This is a genomic window from Nocardia sp. CDC159 (genome assembly GCF_023740735.1).
Classification (GTDB): Bacteria; Actinomycetota; Actinomycetes; order Mycobacteriales; family Mycobacteriaceae; genus Nocardia; species Nocardia pulmonis.
This window is the reverse complement of record NZ_JAMRXH010000031.1, coordinates 16,055-31,204: the sequence shown is the minus strand read 5'-3', so window position 1 is coordinate 31,204 and position 15,150 is coordinate 16,055. Positions and strand designations below refer to the sequence as shown.

Annotated in this window: 17 protein-coding genes; 11 read left to right on the top strand and 6 right to left on the bottom strand. The window is 66.1% G+C overall.

Annotation, left to right across the window (positions count from 1 at the left end; genetic code table 11):
* From NDR87_RS36270 to NDR87_RS37820, 8 genes are all read left to right on the top strand, one after another.
* Positions 1–387: sugar phosphate nucleotidyltransferase (locus tag NDR87_RS36270; RefSeq protein WP_251918643.1), on the top strand; the 387-nt coding region annotated here is incomplete at its 5' end.
* Between the two features lie 2 nt (positions 388–389).
* The gene (locus tag NDR87_RS36265; RefSeq protein WP_251918699.1) at positions 390–977 is read left to right on the top strand and encodes a dTDP-4-dehydrorhamnose 3,5-epimerase family protein; all 588 of its coding nucleotides are present in this window, start codon (positions 390–392) and stop codon (positions 975–977) included.
* On the top strand, positions 974–1,189 hold the full coding sequence (locus NDR87_RS36260) for a hypothetical protein (RefSeq protein WP_251918645.1): 216 nt from the start codon (positions 974–976) through the stop codon (positions 1,187–1,189). The genes NDR87_RS36265 and NDR87_RS36260 overlap by 4 nt, the downstream gene beginning before the upstream one ends.
* 16 nt (positions 1,190–1,205) lie before the next feature.
* A complete protein-coding gene (gene metK / locus NDR87_RS36255) occupies positions 1,206–2,417 on the top strand; it encodes a methionine adenosyltransferase (protein ID WP_251918647.1) in 1,212 nt (403 codons plus the stop codon).
* Positions 2,418–2,486: 69 nt separating this feature from the next.
* On the top strand, positions 2,487–2,951 hold the full coding sequence (locus tag NDR87_RS36250) for a hypothetical protein (protein WP_251918649.1): 465 nt from the start codon (positions 2,487–2,489) through the stop codon (positions 2,949–2,951).
* Between the two features lie 46 nt (positions 2,952–2,997).
* Positions 2,998–3,783, top strand: coding sequence for a 3-oxoacyl-ACP reductase FabG (fabG, locus tag NDR87_RS36245; protein WP_251918651.1), 786 nt, complete (start codon positions 2,998–3,000; stop codon positions 3,781–3,783).
* A 28-nt stretch (positions 3,784–3,811) separates the two neighbouring features.
* Positions 3,812–4,780 (top strand): aromatase/cyclase, encoded by a 969-nt coding sequence (locus NDR87_RS36240; protein ID WP_251918653.1) that lies wholly within the window; start codon positions 3,812–3,814, stop codon positions 4,778–4,780.
* 221 nt (positions 4,781–5,001) lie between these two features.
* Complete coding sequence (locus NDR87_RS37820) at positions 5,002–5,970, top strand: AsnC family transcriptional regulator (RefSeq protein ID WP_251918655.1); 969 nt, start codon at positions 5,002–5,004, stop codon at positions 5,968–5,970.
* 21 nt (positions 5,971–5,991) lie between these two features.
* Here NDR87_RS37820 and NDR87_RS36230 read toward each other — a convergent pair whose 3' ends face one another.
* The 4 genes from NDR87_RS36230 to NDR87_RS36215 form a co-directional block, all read right to left on the bottom strand.
* On the bottom strand, positions 5,992–6,591 hold the full coding sequence (locus tag NDR87_RS36230; protein WP_251918656.1) for a flavodoxin family protein: 600 nt from the start codon (positions 6,589–6,591) through the stop codon (positions 5,992–5,994).
* 91 nt (positions 6,592–6,682) lie between these two features.
* The gene (locus NDR87_RS36225; protein ID WP_251918658.1) at positions 6,683–7,834 is read right to left on the bottom strand and encodes an acetoacetate decarboxylase; all 1,152 of its coding nucleotides are present in this window, start codon (positions 7,832–7,834) and stop codon (positions 6,683–6,685) included.
* Positions 7,831–8,748: a 3-hydroxyacyl-CoA dehydrogenase NAD-binding domain-containing protein gene (locus tag NDR87_RS36220; protein WP_251918660.1), complete on the bottom strand. Its 918-nt coding sequence runs from the start codon at positions 8,746–8,748 to the stop codon at positions 7,831–7,833. The genes NDR87_RS36225 and NDR87_RS36220 overlap by 4 nt, the downstream gene beginning before the upstream one ends.
* A gap of 7 nt (positions 8,749–8,755) precedes the next feature.
* On the bottom strand, positions 8,756–10,270 hold the full coding sequence (locus NDR87_RS36215; RefSeq protein WP_251918662.1) for a CoA transferase: 1,515 nt from the start codon (positions 10,268–10,270) through the stop codon (positions 8,756–8,758).
* 310 nt (positions 10,271–10,580) lie between these two features.
* On the opposite strand from NDR87_RS36215, the gene NDR87_RS36210 reads away from it, so the two are divergent.
* The 3 genes from NDR87_RS36210 (at position 10,581) to NDR87_RS36200 (ending at position 13,069) form a co-directional block, all read left to right on the top strand.
* Positions 10,581–11,072 carry an SRPBCC family protein gene (locus NDR87_RS36210; protein WP_251918664.1) on the top strand — a complete coding sequence of 164 codons (492 nt, stop codon included), beginning with the start codon at positions 10,581–10,583 and terminating at the stop codon, positions 11,070–11,072.
* Positions 11,069–12,541 (top strand): carotenoid oxygenase family protein, encoded by a 1,473-nt coding sequence (locus tag NDR87_RS36205; protein WP_251918666.1) that lies wholly within the window; start codon positions 11,069–11,071, stop codon positions 12,539–12,541. The genes NDR87_RS36210 and NDR87_RS36205 overlap by 4 nt, the downstream gene beginning before the upstream one ends.
* Positions 12,542–12,652: 111 nt before the next feature.
* The gene (locus NDR87_RS36200; protein ID WP_251918668.1) at positions 12,653–13,069 is read left to right on the top strand and encodes a hypothetical protein; all 417 of its coding nucleotides are present in this window, start codon (positions 12,653–12,655) and stop codon (positions 13,067–13,069) included.
* Between the two features lie 108 nt (positions 13,070–13,177).
* On the opposite strand, the gene NDR87_RS36195 is transcribed toward NDR87_RS36200, so the two are convergent.
* Together NDR87_RS36195 and NDR87_RS36190 are read right to left on the bottom strand one after the other, a co-directional pair.
* Entirely contained in the window at positions 13,178–14,242 is a 1,065-nt protein-coding gene (locus NDR87_RS36195) for an alpha/beta hydrolase (protein WP_372494400.1), read from the bottom strand.
* 378 nt (positions 14,243–14,620) lie between these two features.
* A complete protein-coding gene (locus NDR87_RS36190; RefSeq protein WP_251918670.1) occupies positions 14,621–15,118 on the bottom strand; it encodes a hypothetical protein in 498 nt (165 codons plus the stop codon).
* Positions 15,119–15,150 lie beyond the last annotated feature (32 nt).

Genomic DNA, 15,150 nt, shown 5'->3' with positions numbered 1-15,150 from the left:
CGGTCCAACTACGCCATCCCCGGCCTGTACTTCTACGACAACGACGTGGTCGAGATCGCGCGCGGCCTGACGCCCTCGGCGCGCGGCGAATACGAGATCACCGATATCAACCGGACCTACCTGGAACAGGGCAGACTGCACGTCGAGGTGCTCGCCCGCGGCACCGCCTGGCTCGACACCGGCACCTTCGACTCGCTGCTCGACGCGGCCAACTATGTCCGCACCGTGGAGGAGCGCCAGGGCCTGAAGATCAGCGTGCCCGAGGAGGTCGCCTGGCGAATGGGTTTCATCGACGACGAACAGCTGTGCCGCCTGGCAGAGCCGCTGGTGCGCTCCGGATACGGCCGGTATCTGCTCGGACTACTGGAACGCGGACGGGACTGGTGAGCATGCGGATTCGGGAGCTGGCGGTGCCGGGCGCGTGGGAGTTCACCCCGGTGCTGCGCGGTGACGAACGTGGCGTCTTCGCCGAGGCGTTCAAGGCCTCGGAGTTCGAGAAGGCGGTCGGGCGGCCGTTCGAGTTGCTGCAGGTGAACACCTCCACCTCGGCCGCGGGCGTGCTGCGCGGCATCCACTACACCGACGATCCGCCCGGCCAGGCGAAGTACGTGACCTGCGTCCGGGGCGCGTTCGTGGACGTGGTGGTGGATCTGCGGCCGGGCTCGCCGACCTTCGGCGCGTGGGACAGCGTCATCATCGACGATGTGGATCGACGCTCGGTATTCCTGTCCGAGGGGCTCGGCCACGCACTGCTGTCGCTCGAGGACTCCTCGACGGTCGTCTACCTCTGCTCACTCGAGTACACCCCCGAATTCGACCGCGAGGTGGACGCTCTCGATCCGGACATCGGTGTCGCGTGGCCCGCCACCGGCCGCGACGGCCAGCCCCTGCACCTGCTCCGCTCCCCCAAGGACGCCGCGGCGCCCCGGCTGCGCGACCTGGCCGCCGGGCTCGACCTGCAACATTCGCGATCATGACCCTGCGGAAATTGCTCAGGCTCGCAACACATTTGACCCCCGGTATCTACGCGATCGGCTGGGGTTATCACATCGACGCGTCGATGGTCGTCGTGAACCACCTCCGCCATGAAATCGCCGACGAGACGGATCGGCGCAATGGCCGCCGCTTGTCCGCGTCCGAACGCCGGACCTGGCGGGCCCTGGAGAAATCGCTCCGAGGCGCGAAGTAACCAGCAAAGGAAACCCATGAAAAACGCCGCACGACTGTTCACCAGCGAGTCCGTGACCGAGGGCCATCCGGACAAGATTTGCGATTCGATCAGCGACACCATTCTCGACGCGATCCTGACCGAGGATCCGGCCGCCCGGGTGGCGGTGGAGACACTGGTCACCACCGGTCAGGTGCATGTCGCCGGGGAGGTCACCACCTGCGCGACCATCGACTTCCCGGCGCTGATCCGCGCGCGCATTCTCGACATCGGTTACGACTCCTCGGTCAAGGGGTTCGACGGTTCCACCTGCGGCATCAATATCGCGATCGGCGCCCAATCACCCGATATCGCACAGGGTGTCGACAGCTCTCATGAATCCCGGATCGGCGGTGCCGATGACGAGATCAGTCGGCAGGGGGCGGGCGATCAGGGGCTCATGTTCGGTTATGCGACGACCGAGACCCCCGAATTCATGCCCGTACCGATCGCATTGGCACACCGGCTCGCGCGCCGCCTCACCGAGGTGCGTACGTCCGGGCTCGTGCCGTATCTGCGGCCCGACGGCAAAACCCAGGTCACCGTCGAATATCGCGACGATCGCCCGGCGCGATTGGACACGGTGGTGATCTCCACCCAGCACGCCGCGGACGTCGATCTCGACGAACTCCTCACGCCCGACATCCGCGAGCATGTGCTCGACCACGTGCTCGCCGACCTCGCCCTGCCCACCGTCGATACTTCCTCGGTTCGACTACTGGTCAACCCCACCGGCAAATTCGTGCTCGGCGGGCCGATGGGCGATGCGGGCCTCACCGGCCGCAAGATCATCGTCGACACCTACGGCGGATTCGCCCGCCACGGTGGCGGCGCGTTCTCCGGAAAGGATCCGTCGAAGGTGGACCGCTCGGCGGCCTACGCCATGCGGTGGGTCGCCAAGAACGTGCTGGCGGCGGGTCTGGCCGAGCGTATCGAGGTTCAGGTCGCCTATGCCATCGGAAAGGCTTCCCCGGTGGGCCTTTTCATCGAGACCTTCGGCACCGAGCGGGTGGATCCGGAGCGCATCTCGGAGGCCATCGGTGAGGTGTTCGACCTTCGTCCCGGCGCGATCATCCGCGATCTCGACCTGCTACGGCCGATATACACCCCCACCGCCGCGTACGGGCACTTCGGCCGCACCGATGTCGACCTGCCGTGGGAACGCACCGATCGAGCCGAGAAACTGCGAGCGGCGGCCGGAATTCTCTGACACACGGGAAGTGCTCCGTCCCACCAGAACTCGAGTGCGACGCGAGTAGGCGTCACCAGAATCGGCCACATGATGAAAACCCTGATGCTGCTGACGGCCCTCGCGCTGCCCGCCGCCGCCGCGGCACCCGCGCAGGCGGAGTCCATCGAGTACCTGCCCATCGGCACCTGGCTGGGCGAGGTGAAGACGCTGGGCGAGGACATTCCGCACGAGGCCACCTTCCAGTTCACCGAGGCGGGCAAGGTCTGCCTGAAATTCGGCAGCCCCGGCGACGCCAGCGGCAGTGGCACCGGCACCTGGCAGGAAGCCGGGCACAACCGGTTCACCTTCGAGCTCACCCACGACGTCATCCTCCCGGACGGGACGTTGGCCGCCTACGTGACCGTGTACCACACGGCCGATCAGAGCCGGGGCAGGTTCACCAGCTCCGGCCGCACCGAGGTCACCGATCCCAACGGCAATCCCGTGAAGTCCGGGCAGTCCTCGGTCAAGGCGAAGCAGACCAGCACGGAGAACCCGACCACCTGCCAATAGGCGGGTGCAACACCGAAATTCGCTGTTTCTACGAAAGGCATCACCCATGAGTGCGCAGGACGGTCGTGTCGCGTTGATCACCGGAGCGACCAGCGGCATCGGCCTTGCCGTTGCGAATCAGCTTGCCGGCCAAGGGCATCGGGTCTTCATCGGGGCGCGCACGGCGGAGACCGTCGCACAGACGGTGAAGGCCATGCGGGAGCGGGACCTGGTCGCCGACGGCACCGAACTCGATGTCCGGTCCGGCGCCTCGGTGCGGGAATTCGTCACCGCCGCTGTCGCCCGGTTCGGCACCGTCGACATTCTGGTCAACAATGCCGGGCGCAGCGGTGGTGGCGTCACCGCCGACCTGACCGACGAGCTGTGGTTGGACGTGATCGATACCAACCTGCACAGCGTGTTCCGGATGACGCGGGAGGTGCTCAACACCGGCGGTATGCGCAACAAATCGTGGGGACGGATCATCAATATCGCGTCGACGGCGGGCAAACAGGGCGTCGTCCTCGGCGCACCCTATTCGGCCTCGAAACACGGCGTGGTCGGCTTCACCAAGGCGCTCGGCAACGAACTGGCCCCGACCGGCATCACGGTCAATGCCGTCTGCCCCGGCTATGTGGAAACGCCTATGGCGCAACGTGTTCGGCAAGGCTACGCTGCGGCCTACGACACCACCGAGGAGCAGATCCTGACCAAGTTCCAGGCGAAGATCCCACTCGGCAGGTATTCCACACCCGACGAGGTCGCGGGACTTGTCGGCTACCTGGTCTCCGATGTCGCCGCGTCCATCACCTCCCAGGCACTCAACGTCTGCGGCGGTCTCGGCAACTTCTGATACTCATCCACCTGCCCAGGAGGCGATCATGTCCACTGTCGATCAGCGCGAATGCGAGCACGAGATCACGATCGCGGCACCCGCCGCCGTCGTCTACCGGATGATCGCGGAGGTCGTGAACTGGCCGCGCGTCTTCCCGCCGACCATCCACGTGGAGCAGGAGCCCACCGGCGACCATGAGGAACGGATTCGGATCTGGGCCACCGCGAACGGCGAGCCGAAGAGCTGGGTATCGCGGCGCACCCTCGATCCCGACCGCTTCCGAATCCGCTTCCAGCAGGAGGTTTCGGCCCCGCCGGTGGCCTCGATGCGCGGGCAGTGGATCATCGAACCGGGTTCGGCGGGCAATTCACGCGTGCGGCTGCTGCACGGCTATCGTGCTGTCGACGACGATCCGGAAAGCCTGGCCTGGATCGATGCCGCGGTCGACCGCAATTCCCGCGCCGAACTGGCCGCATTGCGCACCAATATCGAATCGGCCGTCGCCGCGACCGAATCCACCTTCTCCTTCGAGGATTCGGTGCTGGTGCGCGGCAACGCCGGGGATGTGTACGACTTCGTGAACGAGGCGGATCGGTGGGTCGAACGCCTCCCGCACGTGGCCTCGGTCCGCTTCGAACAGAACGAGCAGGGCATCCAAACCCTCGAAATGGACACCAGGGCCAAGGACGGCTCCACCCACCGCACGATGTCCTACCGAGTCGTCTTCCCCGGCGAGCGAATCGTCTACAAACAGGTCACCCTGCCGAAATTGCTCGCACTGCACACCGGCATCTGGACCTTCACCCCCACCGACGACGGGGTACGCGCCACCTCCCAGCACACCGTGGTGCTCAACACCGACAACATCCCCGCGATCCTCGGTGCGACCGCCACCACGGCCGACGCGCGGGACTACGTCCGAAATGCCCTGAGCACCAACAGCCGCGCCACCCTGGAACTCGCCAAGGCCTACGCCGAGGACCGAGCCAGCGTGTCCGCGGTCGAACGTCCCTAGTTCCCAACGATTTCGCTGGTGTCTCGCCGAGCCTTCGCTCGGCGAGGCAACGTCGGTCGAGGGACGTCACGCCGAAGTGGCGGCAGCGGGTCACCGAGGCTCTCGGCGAATGCGAGCGGGCAGCCGTCCGCGCGATTCGGGGAGAGTGCGACGAGTGATCGGCAACGCCAAGACATCGCTGCCTGCGCCCGGACCCGACCGATGCCCATTAAGGTGAGCAGGTGCCGATTCCCGCACTGGAAGGTACCGATCTGGCCATCGCGACGGCGCTGGTCGGCGCGCCCCGCGCTTCCTGGCGGGAGCTGGCGCAGCGGCTGGCGCTGTCCGAGCGCACAGTCGTGCGACGCGCCGTCCCGCTGTACGAGCGCGGCCTGCTGCGCGCCACCGCGGTTCGCAATCCGGGCTGCTTTCCCGAACTCGTCGCCATCACGCTGCGGCTGCGCTGCGTACGCGAACGGATCCACGCCGTCGCCGACTCGCTGAGCCATCGGCCCGACACCGTGGCGGTCGACATCGTCGGCGGCGGCTCGGAGATCACCGCGCTGATGTTCCTGGACGGCCCGCAGGCCCGCGACACCCTGCTGATGCGCGACCTGCCGGCCACCGCGGCCGTGATCTCCTGGGACTCCCAACGCGTCCTGCACATCTTTCCCAGTGCCGGCGATGCGGGAAGCGACCCCACCGAACCGGTGCTCGGATATGGCCAGTCCGCACCCGCCGAACCCCCTCCCCTGACAGCCGTCGACCACGCGATCATCGAAACCCTGATTCGCGACGGCCGCGCCTCCTACACCGAACTGGCCCAGGCCGCCGCGATCACCGCGCACACTGCCCGGCGGCGACTCGAGGCCCTGCTGCACAACCAGGTGATCCGACCGGTCACGGTCGTCGACTTTCCCGTCCTCGGCCTGAAATCCCAAGCACTGCTGTGGCTTTCGGTACAGCCCTCGGCACTCGACCGGATCGGTCGCTCGCTCGCGGCGCACCCGAAGGTCTTCTTCGCCGGCGCGGTCACCGGCCCGGCCAACCTGCTGCTCGCGGTGGCCGAACGCACCACCGACACCCTCTACGCATTCATCAACACCACCATCGGCGCCCTTCCGGAGATCACCGCGATGGAGACCTGCGCGATCCTGGCCACCACCAAACGCACCGGACTCCCGTTGACCCCGCCCTGGGCACTGCGGTAGATACGCGTAGTCCCCCGCGGGTCAGTCCGCGACGGCGGTCTCGACCACGCGGCGGCCCATGGTGAATATTCGCGTCGTCTCGGTCACCCGGCGGCCGAGCCACTCGCACGTGGCAATGTCGGCCGGGTGCACTCCGTCCGGCCCGGCATCGACGAATGTCTGTGCTCCCGCGCCGAGGAAGAACCCCAACCGATTGAGGTCGTTTTCCGAGCCCGCCGCGGAATTCCAGCCGGTCGTCAGCCCGAGACTGATCCACAGCATTCCGTGCTGAGCCGCCAGCACCGCGAAGTTCTGCAAGGTGTTGAGTTTGTCACCGCTCTTACCGCCGGAGTTGGTGAACCCCGCGGCCAGCTTGTCCTTCCACCGCTGCTCTTGCCAGCGCCCCGAGGTCGCCTCGGCGAACGTCCAGAATCCCGCCGCCGCCGCGCCCATGTAGGTGGGCGCGCCGAACACGATCGCCTCGGAGGCGTCCAACGCGTTCCAGTCGTCATGGGAGATGTTGGCGACATCGATCAGGTGCGTCCGCGCCCCGGCGGCGGAAGCCCCGTCACGGACCGCTCCGGCCAGCACGGCGGTATGGCCGTAACCGGAGTAATAAGGGATCGATACAACCGGATCCATCGGTGTCCTCTCTTGTCGTGTGCCGAGTGCTGCTACCGGCGGGCGACCGACCTATCGGGCTGTGGCACAGTCGATACCGCCGAAGGTTCCTTCACAGCACGTAGTCCTCGGTGCGGGTGGCGTCGACGGTGAGCCGGATCTCGGTGAAGCGCTCGTCCTCGACCAGATAGCGGGCGTTCAGGTAGGTGATGCGGCCGTGGCCGCGGGCCAGGGGACCGCTGGACACATTGGTGACATCCGCGCTCGTGGCCTCCAGTACTTCGCGAATGTCGACGTCCAGGCCCGCATCGGTGCTCTCGAACCGTTGAACCTCGAATGTCTCGGTGGCACCGCGATGGACGTCCAGCAGCCACTGGAGGACCTCGTCGCGATTGCTGGCGATGAGACGTCCACCATGAATCATTTTGAGGTCCGGCGCGTAGTAGCGCTCGGCGACCTCGGCGTACTTTCGCGAGTTGTACAGGTCGATGTAGATGTCGAACTCCGTGCGATCCATGTCGGTTCTCCTTCGAACGAGGTAGTCGTGTACGCGGTGCGCCGGTTGATAGGCGAACGAGCTGGCGACGATATGGGTCGTCGAGACGATTTCGCGCACCGGCAGCTGCGCCAGTGGCGCGAGGGCGTGCGGGTGGAGTTCCAGCGCACCCGGCCCGGACCACGCTCCCTCGATCTCCGCGGTGGCGGTGATCCGGATCAGCTCACAAATACGTGGCGTCCCATCGATATCGGGAATCTTCTTGAGTAGAAAGGTGGGGCCGCAGAGGGCGGCTGCGGCGGCAGCGGGATCGAGTGCGTGTCGCTTATATCCCATGGTGGCCGTGGCCACTCGCAACGACCCGTAGTCCAAAGTCCCGATGAGAGTGTCGGAATCGACCCAGAGCCGGGGCCGACCCAGCTTCTTGGGGAATCCGGTCTGCTCGCGTCCGATCGCGATGGCCGGGTGGTTGTCCAGATACATCGCGAGGCTGAACTGCCCTGGCTGCCCCTCGTATTCGACATGGACGAGCTGCCCGGACTCGAGATAGGAACCGGCCCCGCGCGCGTCGGGCATGGCCACGACCTCGAAGTCGACCAGGGGTTCGGTGACCACCAGCGGTTCGGGCACGATGCCGCGCAGCACATCCGGATCGGTGCGGTAGGTGACGGTCAGGTATTCGCGATGCCGGAAGGTCGGCGGCTCGTCACCGTATGCCGGGCCGAGCAGCGGTTGGGTTCGCCGAGCGAGCACCTCGTCGCGGTTCATTTCTCGGCCACCTCCTCGGCGGCCAGGGCCCGCAGGACGGCGACCTGTCGCCGGTCCCGCACCTCCACCCGCTGCTCGTATGAGGTTGTGTGAAAGAACTTTTCGGCCTGTGCGGTCAGGAGCTCGGTGGTCTGCGCGTTCACACCCATCGCCGCGCCCGCACCCTCGAGAAAGTGTGCGAGCCCACCCGACCCCCCGGCGAGATCGAACGACGCGAACGGCCCCGCCGTGGACCAGCGGATACCGATCGAGTTGGTGACCGCCTCGTCGATATCGGCGACCGTTCCCACCTCCTCGGCAACGAGCGCGACCGCGGCCTGGAACAGAGCCTGTTGGAGCCGATTGACGATGTACTGGGGCGTTTCCTTGCGCACCACCACCGGCTTCTTGCCCAGGTTCTGGAAGAATCGCTCGGCACGCTCGACGGTCGACGCCGCGGTGCGCTGTCCGGGGACCAGTTCGACCAGCGGTATCAGATGCGGCGGATTGAACGGATGCGCCACCAGCGCACGGGATGCGATCGAATCGGGCAGGTTCGCCACCATATCGGTGACCGCGAGGCCCGAGGACGAGCTACACAGCAGCGCATCCGGCTTCCCGGCCGTGCCCAGGGCGGTGAAGACCGCCTGCTTGAATTCCAACCGTTCCGGACCGTTCTCCTGGACCACATCGGCGTCGCGTACCGCGCGCTCGGTGTCGGCCTCGAACTCGAGTAGCGCGGTATCCGGTTCTGGATAGCCCAAGGAGCGCAAAGCCGGTGCGGCGGAGGCGATCCCGGATGTCACCGCCGCCGCGAGATCCGGTCGCGGATCGCTGACCCGCACGCGCAGTCCGTTGGCGAGAAACAATGCCGTCCAGGAAATTCCGATGACACCAGCACCTATGACGGCGACCCGGCAAGGAGCGTCGGACATGACCACCTCACTTCCCTTCCGCGCTCGACAGCCATTGCGGACGGCTGGATCCCCGCGGGAGCAGGCCGAAGGGGAACCGGCCCGGGGTCTCGGACATGTGCACCTGCTCGGTCACGCTGGTGTAGTGGCCCAGCGGGCTGTCGATGGCGAAGGTCTCCGGATCCAGGTACAGGTGCTCCTCGCCGGGGGCCGCGAGGATCTCGGCGACGTGGTGCTTGTCGAACAGGCCCAGGCTCATGATCCACAGGGCGACGCGCGACAGGCACATCCGAATGCGATAGCTGCCGCCCTCTCGCGCCCGGCGCTCGAGCGCCGCCGCGATGCCGACGGTGGCCAGCCACGGCATGATCCAGTCGTTGACCACGCCGACGATCGGGAGCCGGGGAGCGTCCTCGGTACCCTCCAGCAGAGCCATTCCCGTTGCGGTTCCGGCACTTTGGTCGAAGCCGACCCGATCGGCCCATGGGCCGGTTTCGCCGAACAGCGAGACGCTCACATGGACGATGCCCGGACGCAGCTCGGCGACCTGTTCGGCCGAAAGTCCGTGCCGGGCAAGGTAACCGGGGCGGCGATTGGCGAAGAACACGTCCGCGTCCCGTAGCAGCGCGCGCAGCGTGGCGACGTGGTCGGCATCGCCGAGATCGAGCAGCGACGACCGTACGCCCACGTTGGCGGTGTGGTAGAGGAAGTCGGCCTCGATATCGGTGTGCCGCCAGATGTTCAGCACATCCGCACCGTGCAGCGACAGTGTCCGGCCGATACCCGCTCCCGCGATGATGTGCGCATGGCCGAGCGCGCGAATGCCGGCCATCGGTGCGGCCGCGCCGCTCGGGAGCGGTTCGGGCGCGCTGTCGCCGATCTTCTCGATCTCGATGAGCGGCATATCGGCCAGCACCTCGCGGTACTGACGTTCGGCCAGGAATTCGGGCAGGCTGCGTGCCATCGTCAGGACCACACCGGCGGCGGCCGCGGCCTCCTCGAGCTCGGCGGCCTTCCAGCCCGCGATTCTGTGCGTGACCGCTGCCGGGCTGTCGGTCGCATCGAGCAAACGCAGCAGGTCGGTCTTGAGCTTCGGGTAGAGCAGCTGGGGATACACCCACCGGTCGTCGGCGGTGTGGTAGAAGCCGCCATAGCTCAATCCGTCCACGTCCCAGGCCAACCCGGGAACCAGTCCGTTGAGCTTCTCCCACTTGTGGTCGTAGAACGGGCACAGCCGGTGCGGAGCGCGGCGCAGGTCCATGGCGATGTCCTGCCCCGGTCCGCCGCGCAGCCGCAGCAGTTTGGCCTGCGCCACAGACTTCGCGACCAGCGCGAGCGCGGGCGCCGAGGCCAGCGCGAGGGTGCTCGACACGATGGGGTCCATGCCTTGGAAGGCGATCTCGCCGCCGGAATCCTCCGGTGCCAGGCCGGCGCTGGCCAGGACTGCGGCAAGTTCGGCGTGCAGATCGATGGGGCGATTACGGACGGCCCAGGCCCCGCGAAGCTGATCGGTCAGCGCGCCTGCGGTGAATCCTACGGTCATGTCGAACGTCCTCACCTCGAACGGAATTCGATACTCGGAATGAACGCGCAACGTTCGACCATCACAACCCGCGGGCCTGTCCAGCTGGTAGGCGAATCGCGGAAATATGACATCCGGACCGCCGTCGGCGCCGAAAGACCGACATCCGCGCGGGGCCGCCCCGTTCGACTGTCCGGAATCCAGCACATCGTGCCGGTGTTGTGTCGCCGATCGAGCGCCTCTCCCCAGGTCGATGTCCGTCTTTTGGGCCTCGTATGGACTGTGCGCGATCGGTCCTGGTGTTCTTTCCGGCGACAGGAAGGACCCTCGAATGGCCACTGCGACAGGTACGGCCCGGATATGCATCGATCGGCCGCCGCACGTCGTCTTTGCCGTCCAGGCCGATCCCGACAACTGGCCGATGGCGAACGGGGGAGCTACCCGGGCGACCATACGCCCGGCCGCCGCCCCCACCCGCCTCGTGACACCCGGTGCAGTGTTCCTCGAGCGTGCGGGCCTCGATCTACCGCCGGACCAGCAGTTCGAATTCCACTGGCACACAGACGAAGTGACACCGAATAGGCATCTGATGTTCGGCTGCGAGGTGAGGATCGGGAACGGGATCACCATCCATCATCGTCTGGATTTCCAGTATTCGCCGTCCGGCCGGGGAACCGACTACTCGCGGACCGCCCGATACGACTTTTCAGACGACCTGCTCGATTGGGTGGCGAAGGACGAGCTGGATGCGCACCTGGGTTACCTCGGTGCGCAGTACCGGGTGGCCAAGGCGTTCAAGGACTACGTGGAGAGTACGTCATGACCGAACGGTTCCCGGATTCTCCGGTATTCACCGGTTGGGAAGCGCCCCAGCGGTTCGAGGGCGACATCTACGACCTCGAGATCGACGGTGAGATCCCCCCGGATCTGGACGGTGCGTTGTTTCGGGTGACCCCGGATCGTCAGTACCCGCCCCGGTTCGACAACGATATCTTCTTCAACGGCGACGGATCGGTGAGCTCGTTCCGCATCAAGGACGGTCACGTCGATTTCAAAGTGCGATACATCCGAACGCCGCGCTACCTGAGCGAACACCAGGCCCGTCGATCCCTGTTCGGCATGTACCGGAATCCGTTCACCGACGACCCGAGCGTCGCCGGGCTCAGCCGTTCCACCGGCAACACCAACGTCGTGGTGCACAACGGACTGTTGTGGGCGTTGAAGGAGGACAGCCTCCCCTACGCCATGGATCCGGAAACCCTGGAGACGATCGGGGAGTCGAATTTCGCCGGGCAGATCAGGAGCCGAACCTTCACCGCCCATCCGAAATGGGATCCGCGGACCGGCGACATGTACTGCTTCGGCTACGAGGCCCGGGGGTTGGCCACTCCCGATCTCGCCTATTACGTCATCGATCCGGCAGGCGTGGTCAGGCACGAGGCGTGGTTTCGGATGCCCTATCCCGGCATGGTCCACGACATGGCGCTCACCGAGAACCATGTGATCTTCCCGATCATGCCGTTCTCGAGCAGTCTCGAGCGGATGAAGGCCGGTGGCCAGCACTGGGTCTGGGAACCGGATGTGGACGTCTACTTCGGTGTGATTCCGCGCAACGGCGGCGGCGAGGACGTGCGCTGGTTCCACGCTCCCAACGCGTTTCCCGGGCACACCATCAATGCTTTCGAGGACAAGGGCAAGATCTACCTCGACGTGCTGCTGGTGACCGGCCGAACCTTCTTCCCGTGGTGGCCGGACGCACAGGGGCGCACAGGGGATGCGATGAACGGCGACGTCATGCGGATCGAGATCGACCTGCGTCGCCGCGATTTGATTGCCGAACCGACCGTGCTGACACCCATCATCGCCGACCTCCCGGCCGTCGACGACCGCTACGTGTCGACCAGCTACCGGCACGCATACCTGACCACCGCGGACCCCGCCGCACTGGAAATGCCGGTGCGGGCGAAGCCGTACAACGGGTACTTCACCGGTTTCCTGCACGTCGATGCGCACACCGGCGCCGTTCGCGGCACGTGGGCGCCCGGCGCGCTGGCCACGGTCCAGGAACCGGTGTTCGTCCCGCGCGACTCGACCGCCGCCGAGGGTGAGGGGTATCTGATGGCGGTGGTGAATCGGCATGACGAGGTGCGTAGCGAGCTCGTCGTCCTGGACTCCACCCGAATCGATGCCGGACCGATCGCCACGGCCCGACTTCCGTTTCGGATGAAGAACGGCATTCACGGCAGCTGGGCCGATGCGACGCAGTTCAGGCCGCGAATGGTCGAGGGCTGATGGGGCCGAATGCCCGCACCGATCGCGTGGCATGTGGCACCGATTTCGGCGGGATGCCGCGGGGAACGACGCCGCAGCCGGAGAAAGCCGGCCGGAACGAAGGAGACGGAGATGGATCGTCGCGAGTACGACGAGTACCTCGCCATGTACAACGCGGGTGAGTACCGCCAGATGGCCGAAAGATTCTTCGACCGGAACATCCGCTTCATAGTTCGTGGCACGATCACGGCCGACGGATACGAGGAAACAATCGAATCCCTGGAGAAATACCACGCCACTGTGCGCGAGATACTGACCGTCGAAAGCTTCGAGGCCGACACGGACGGCACGCGGATCCACGTCCACCTCGTGGAGCGATCCGAAGCCACCGGCGATTCGAAGTCCTTCGCGGCCCCGTCCCTGCGGGCCGGTGATACCCGCGCCGACGAACTCGAGGTCGATTACACACTCGAGAACGGCAAATTCACCGAGATCAACATCACCGCGCTCCGCAATATCGAGCTGTCCAGGGCCCGAGGCGCTGCGTAGGGTGGGGTCTCGACCGCGATGCGGAGAACTGGCCGGCGGCGCGAGGTCGGCGTCAGGAACAGCTTTTCCCGCACGCCGACCCGCGCCCGAGTGGGGCCGTCCGCGCCGTCAGCCGATGTTGGCCGACAGGTCGGGGACCATGCGGTAGACCTCGGCCTCCCAGTTGCGCCAGTTGTGCATGCCGACGACCGGGAAGTCATAGGTCACGTTGCTCGCGCCCAGGGTCATCATCCGCACCTGGAAGGCCCGGGTGCCCGCCAGCGCCAGCGTCTCCAGCGGAACGCCCTGGACGACGTCCATGACGCTGTGCACGTCGCCCGCGGCCGGGATACCGGTGGCGGCGGCGATCCACAGCCGCGTGTTGTGGGCCTTCAGCTGCGGTGCGAACACGAACGGGTCCATCCGCAACCACGCCGCGCCCCACGGCGGAGCCATCGAGTCGATGTTGTAGCCACCGGCATCGATCATGGCCGCGCGCAACGCCTCTCGCATACCCGGCGCGGAGTTGTTGAGGTAGCCGGAGTACGACCCGGCGAAGCTGAACTGGTCCGGATGGTAGGCCGCCAACGTCAACGCCGCGCTGCCGCCCATGGACAGGCCGAACACGCCGTTACGAGCCGGGTTGAAGCCCAGCCGTTCCTTCAGGGCGTTGCGCAGGTCGTGGGTCAGGAAGGTCTCCCAGGTGTAGCGGTAACTCTTACCCGGGCCACCCGCCGCCACCTGGGTGATGCCCGGCCCGCCCGGCGCCCCACCGGACGGGGCCATGCCGAAGAAGGAACTCGGCGCGTTCCAGTCGGCGTAGAAGCTGGACTGGCCGCCGATCGGCATCACCACGTTGATATTGGCCTTGGTGAGCGCCTCGACGATATTGGTGTTGATCTCCCAACCGGACAGATCCTGCCCGGCGCGCATCCCGTCGAGCGCGTACGCGACGCGCGCGGTATTGCCGTCGGCCGCACGGAAGACCCGAGTCTTGACCGGCCCCATGGTCGGCGACGTCACCCAGAAATCGATGCCCGACGGATTGAACGCGGCCGATGCGGTCCCGGCGCCTGCCACCGACACCCCGAGCAGCAGCGTCGCCGCCGCCACCCATACCGCGGACCGCTCGCGCCACTTGGCCCACCGCCCCGGACGTCTCCCCTCCCCGTTGCGCACAGTCACACCTCGCATATTCTGTTCGGCCTTTCCCTCGCACGGCCGACCTCGGCCGTTTCCTGCGGATGGCCGCCACTACACATGAAATCCAGCGTCGGGCAGCCGTTCCCGCGGGAGCCTATCGCTTCCGGCGAAGGAATGGACTTCCCACATCATGACGCAAAGGTGAACTCAACATCGGCACAGATTGTCACCAGCCTTCCGAACCCATCTCTACCTGGGGTTTCATCCCCCGCTCGCGCCCGCCACACGAAGCACGACCAATCCGATCACTATTAGGTCCTGCTTAACGAACTTGCTGCGACAGAAGAGATTGCGGCAAACTACACGCTGCCCCTTCATATCCTGATCGATTTCAGTTACCGAAAATCTTTTCCCCACTGCAGGAATGGCCTAGAGCCGAGCTCGTCCGAAGCCTTCCCGTTCGGATCTCGCGATCACCAGGCCGGGGTTACGCCTCTGTATTTCAGTGGCGATGTCGTCCAGTGATATCGGACGTAGCCAGCGCTCGGGCATGGCGATCGGGTAGCCGACCATGACCTTGCCCACCGGTCCATAGATCCATCGGGGCCAACACCTTTCGGTGATTTTCGGGCCGGGCGCAACCAGTTCGATCGCCAGATACCTCGCGCCGTGGACCGTGATCAGATGAATCCGCGAGATCGCGGACCACGGGATCCGGCCGAACGGACCGATCGCCAACCCATGATCGTCGATCGCCGCATCGGGTACGGGGTGAACGAACCGGTGCAGTCCGAGAAGAAGGAAAAGGGTCCCGACGGCGATCGGCCCCACCACGGGGAACGTCAGTGGCGAGTCGGCGGTGCCGGTCGTCACGAGCAGCAACCAGCCGCTCGCGATCGCCATCAGACCCAACAACACCATCTCCACCCCACGGATCCACGAGGACCGGAAGATCGTTG

Bases quoted from the DNA above. Each gene is read 5' to 3' on its own strand.
- NDR87_RS36265 (WP_251918699.1), top strand. From the start codon at position 390: ATGCGGATTCGGGAGCTGGCGGTGCCGGGCGCGTGGGAGTTCACCCCG.
- NDR87_RS36260 (WP_251918645.1), top strand. From the start codon at position 974: ATGACCCTGCGGAAATTGCTCAGGCTCGCAACACATTTGACCCCCGGT.
- metK (WP_251918647.1), top strand. From the start codon at position 1,206: ATGAAAAACGCCGCACGACTGTTCACCAGCGAGTCCGTGACCGAGGGC.
- NDR87_RS36250 (WP_251918649.1), top strand. From the start codon at position 2,487: ATGATGAAAACCCTGATGCTGCTGACGGCCCTCGCGCTGCCCGCCGCC.
- fabG (WP_251918651.1), top strand. From the start codon at position 2,998: ATGAGTGCGCAGGACGGTCGTGTCGCGTTGATCACCGGAGCGACCAGC.
- NDR87_RS36240 (WP_251918653.1), top strand. From the start codon at position 3,812: ATGTCCACTGTCGATCAGCGCGAATGCGAGCACGAGATCACGATCGCG.
- NDR87_RS36230 (WP_251918656.1), bottom strand. From the start codon at position 6,591: ATGGATCCGGTTGTATCGATCCCTTATTACTCCGGTTACGGCCATACC.
- NDR87_RS36225 (WP_251918658.1), bottom strand. From the start codon at position 7,834: ATGAACCGCGACGAGGTGCTCGCTCGGCGAACCCAACCGCTGCTCGGC.
- NDR87_RS36220 (WP_251918660.1), bottom strand. From the start codon at position 8,748: ATGTCCGACGCTCCTTGCCGGGTCGCCGTCATAGGTGCTGGTGTCATC.
- NDR87_RS36215 (WP_251918662.1), bottom strand. From the start codon at position 10,270: ATGACCGTAGGATTCACCGCAGGCGCGCTGACCGATCAGCTTCGCGGG.
- NDR87_RS36210 (WP_251918664.1), top strand. From the start codon at position 10,581: ATGGCCACTGCGACAGGTACGGCCCGGATATGCATCGATCGGCCGCCG.
- NDR87_RS36205 (WP_251918666.1), top strand. From the start codon at position 11,069: ATGACCGAACGGTTCCCGGATTCTCCGGTATTCACCGGTTGGGAAGCG.
- NDR87_RS36200 (WP_251918668.1), top strand. From the start codon at position 12,653: ATGGATCGTCGCGAGTACGACGAGTACCTCGCCATGTACAACGCGGGT.
- NDR87_RS36195 (WP_372494400.1), bottom strand. From the start codon at position 14,242: ATGCGAGGTGTGACTGTGCGCAACGGGGAGGGGAGACGTCCGGGGCGG.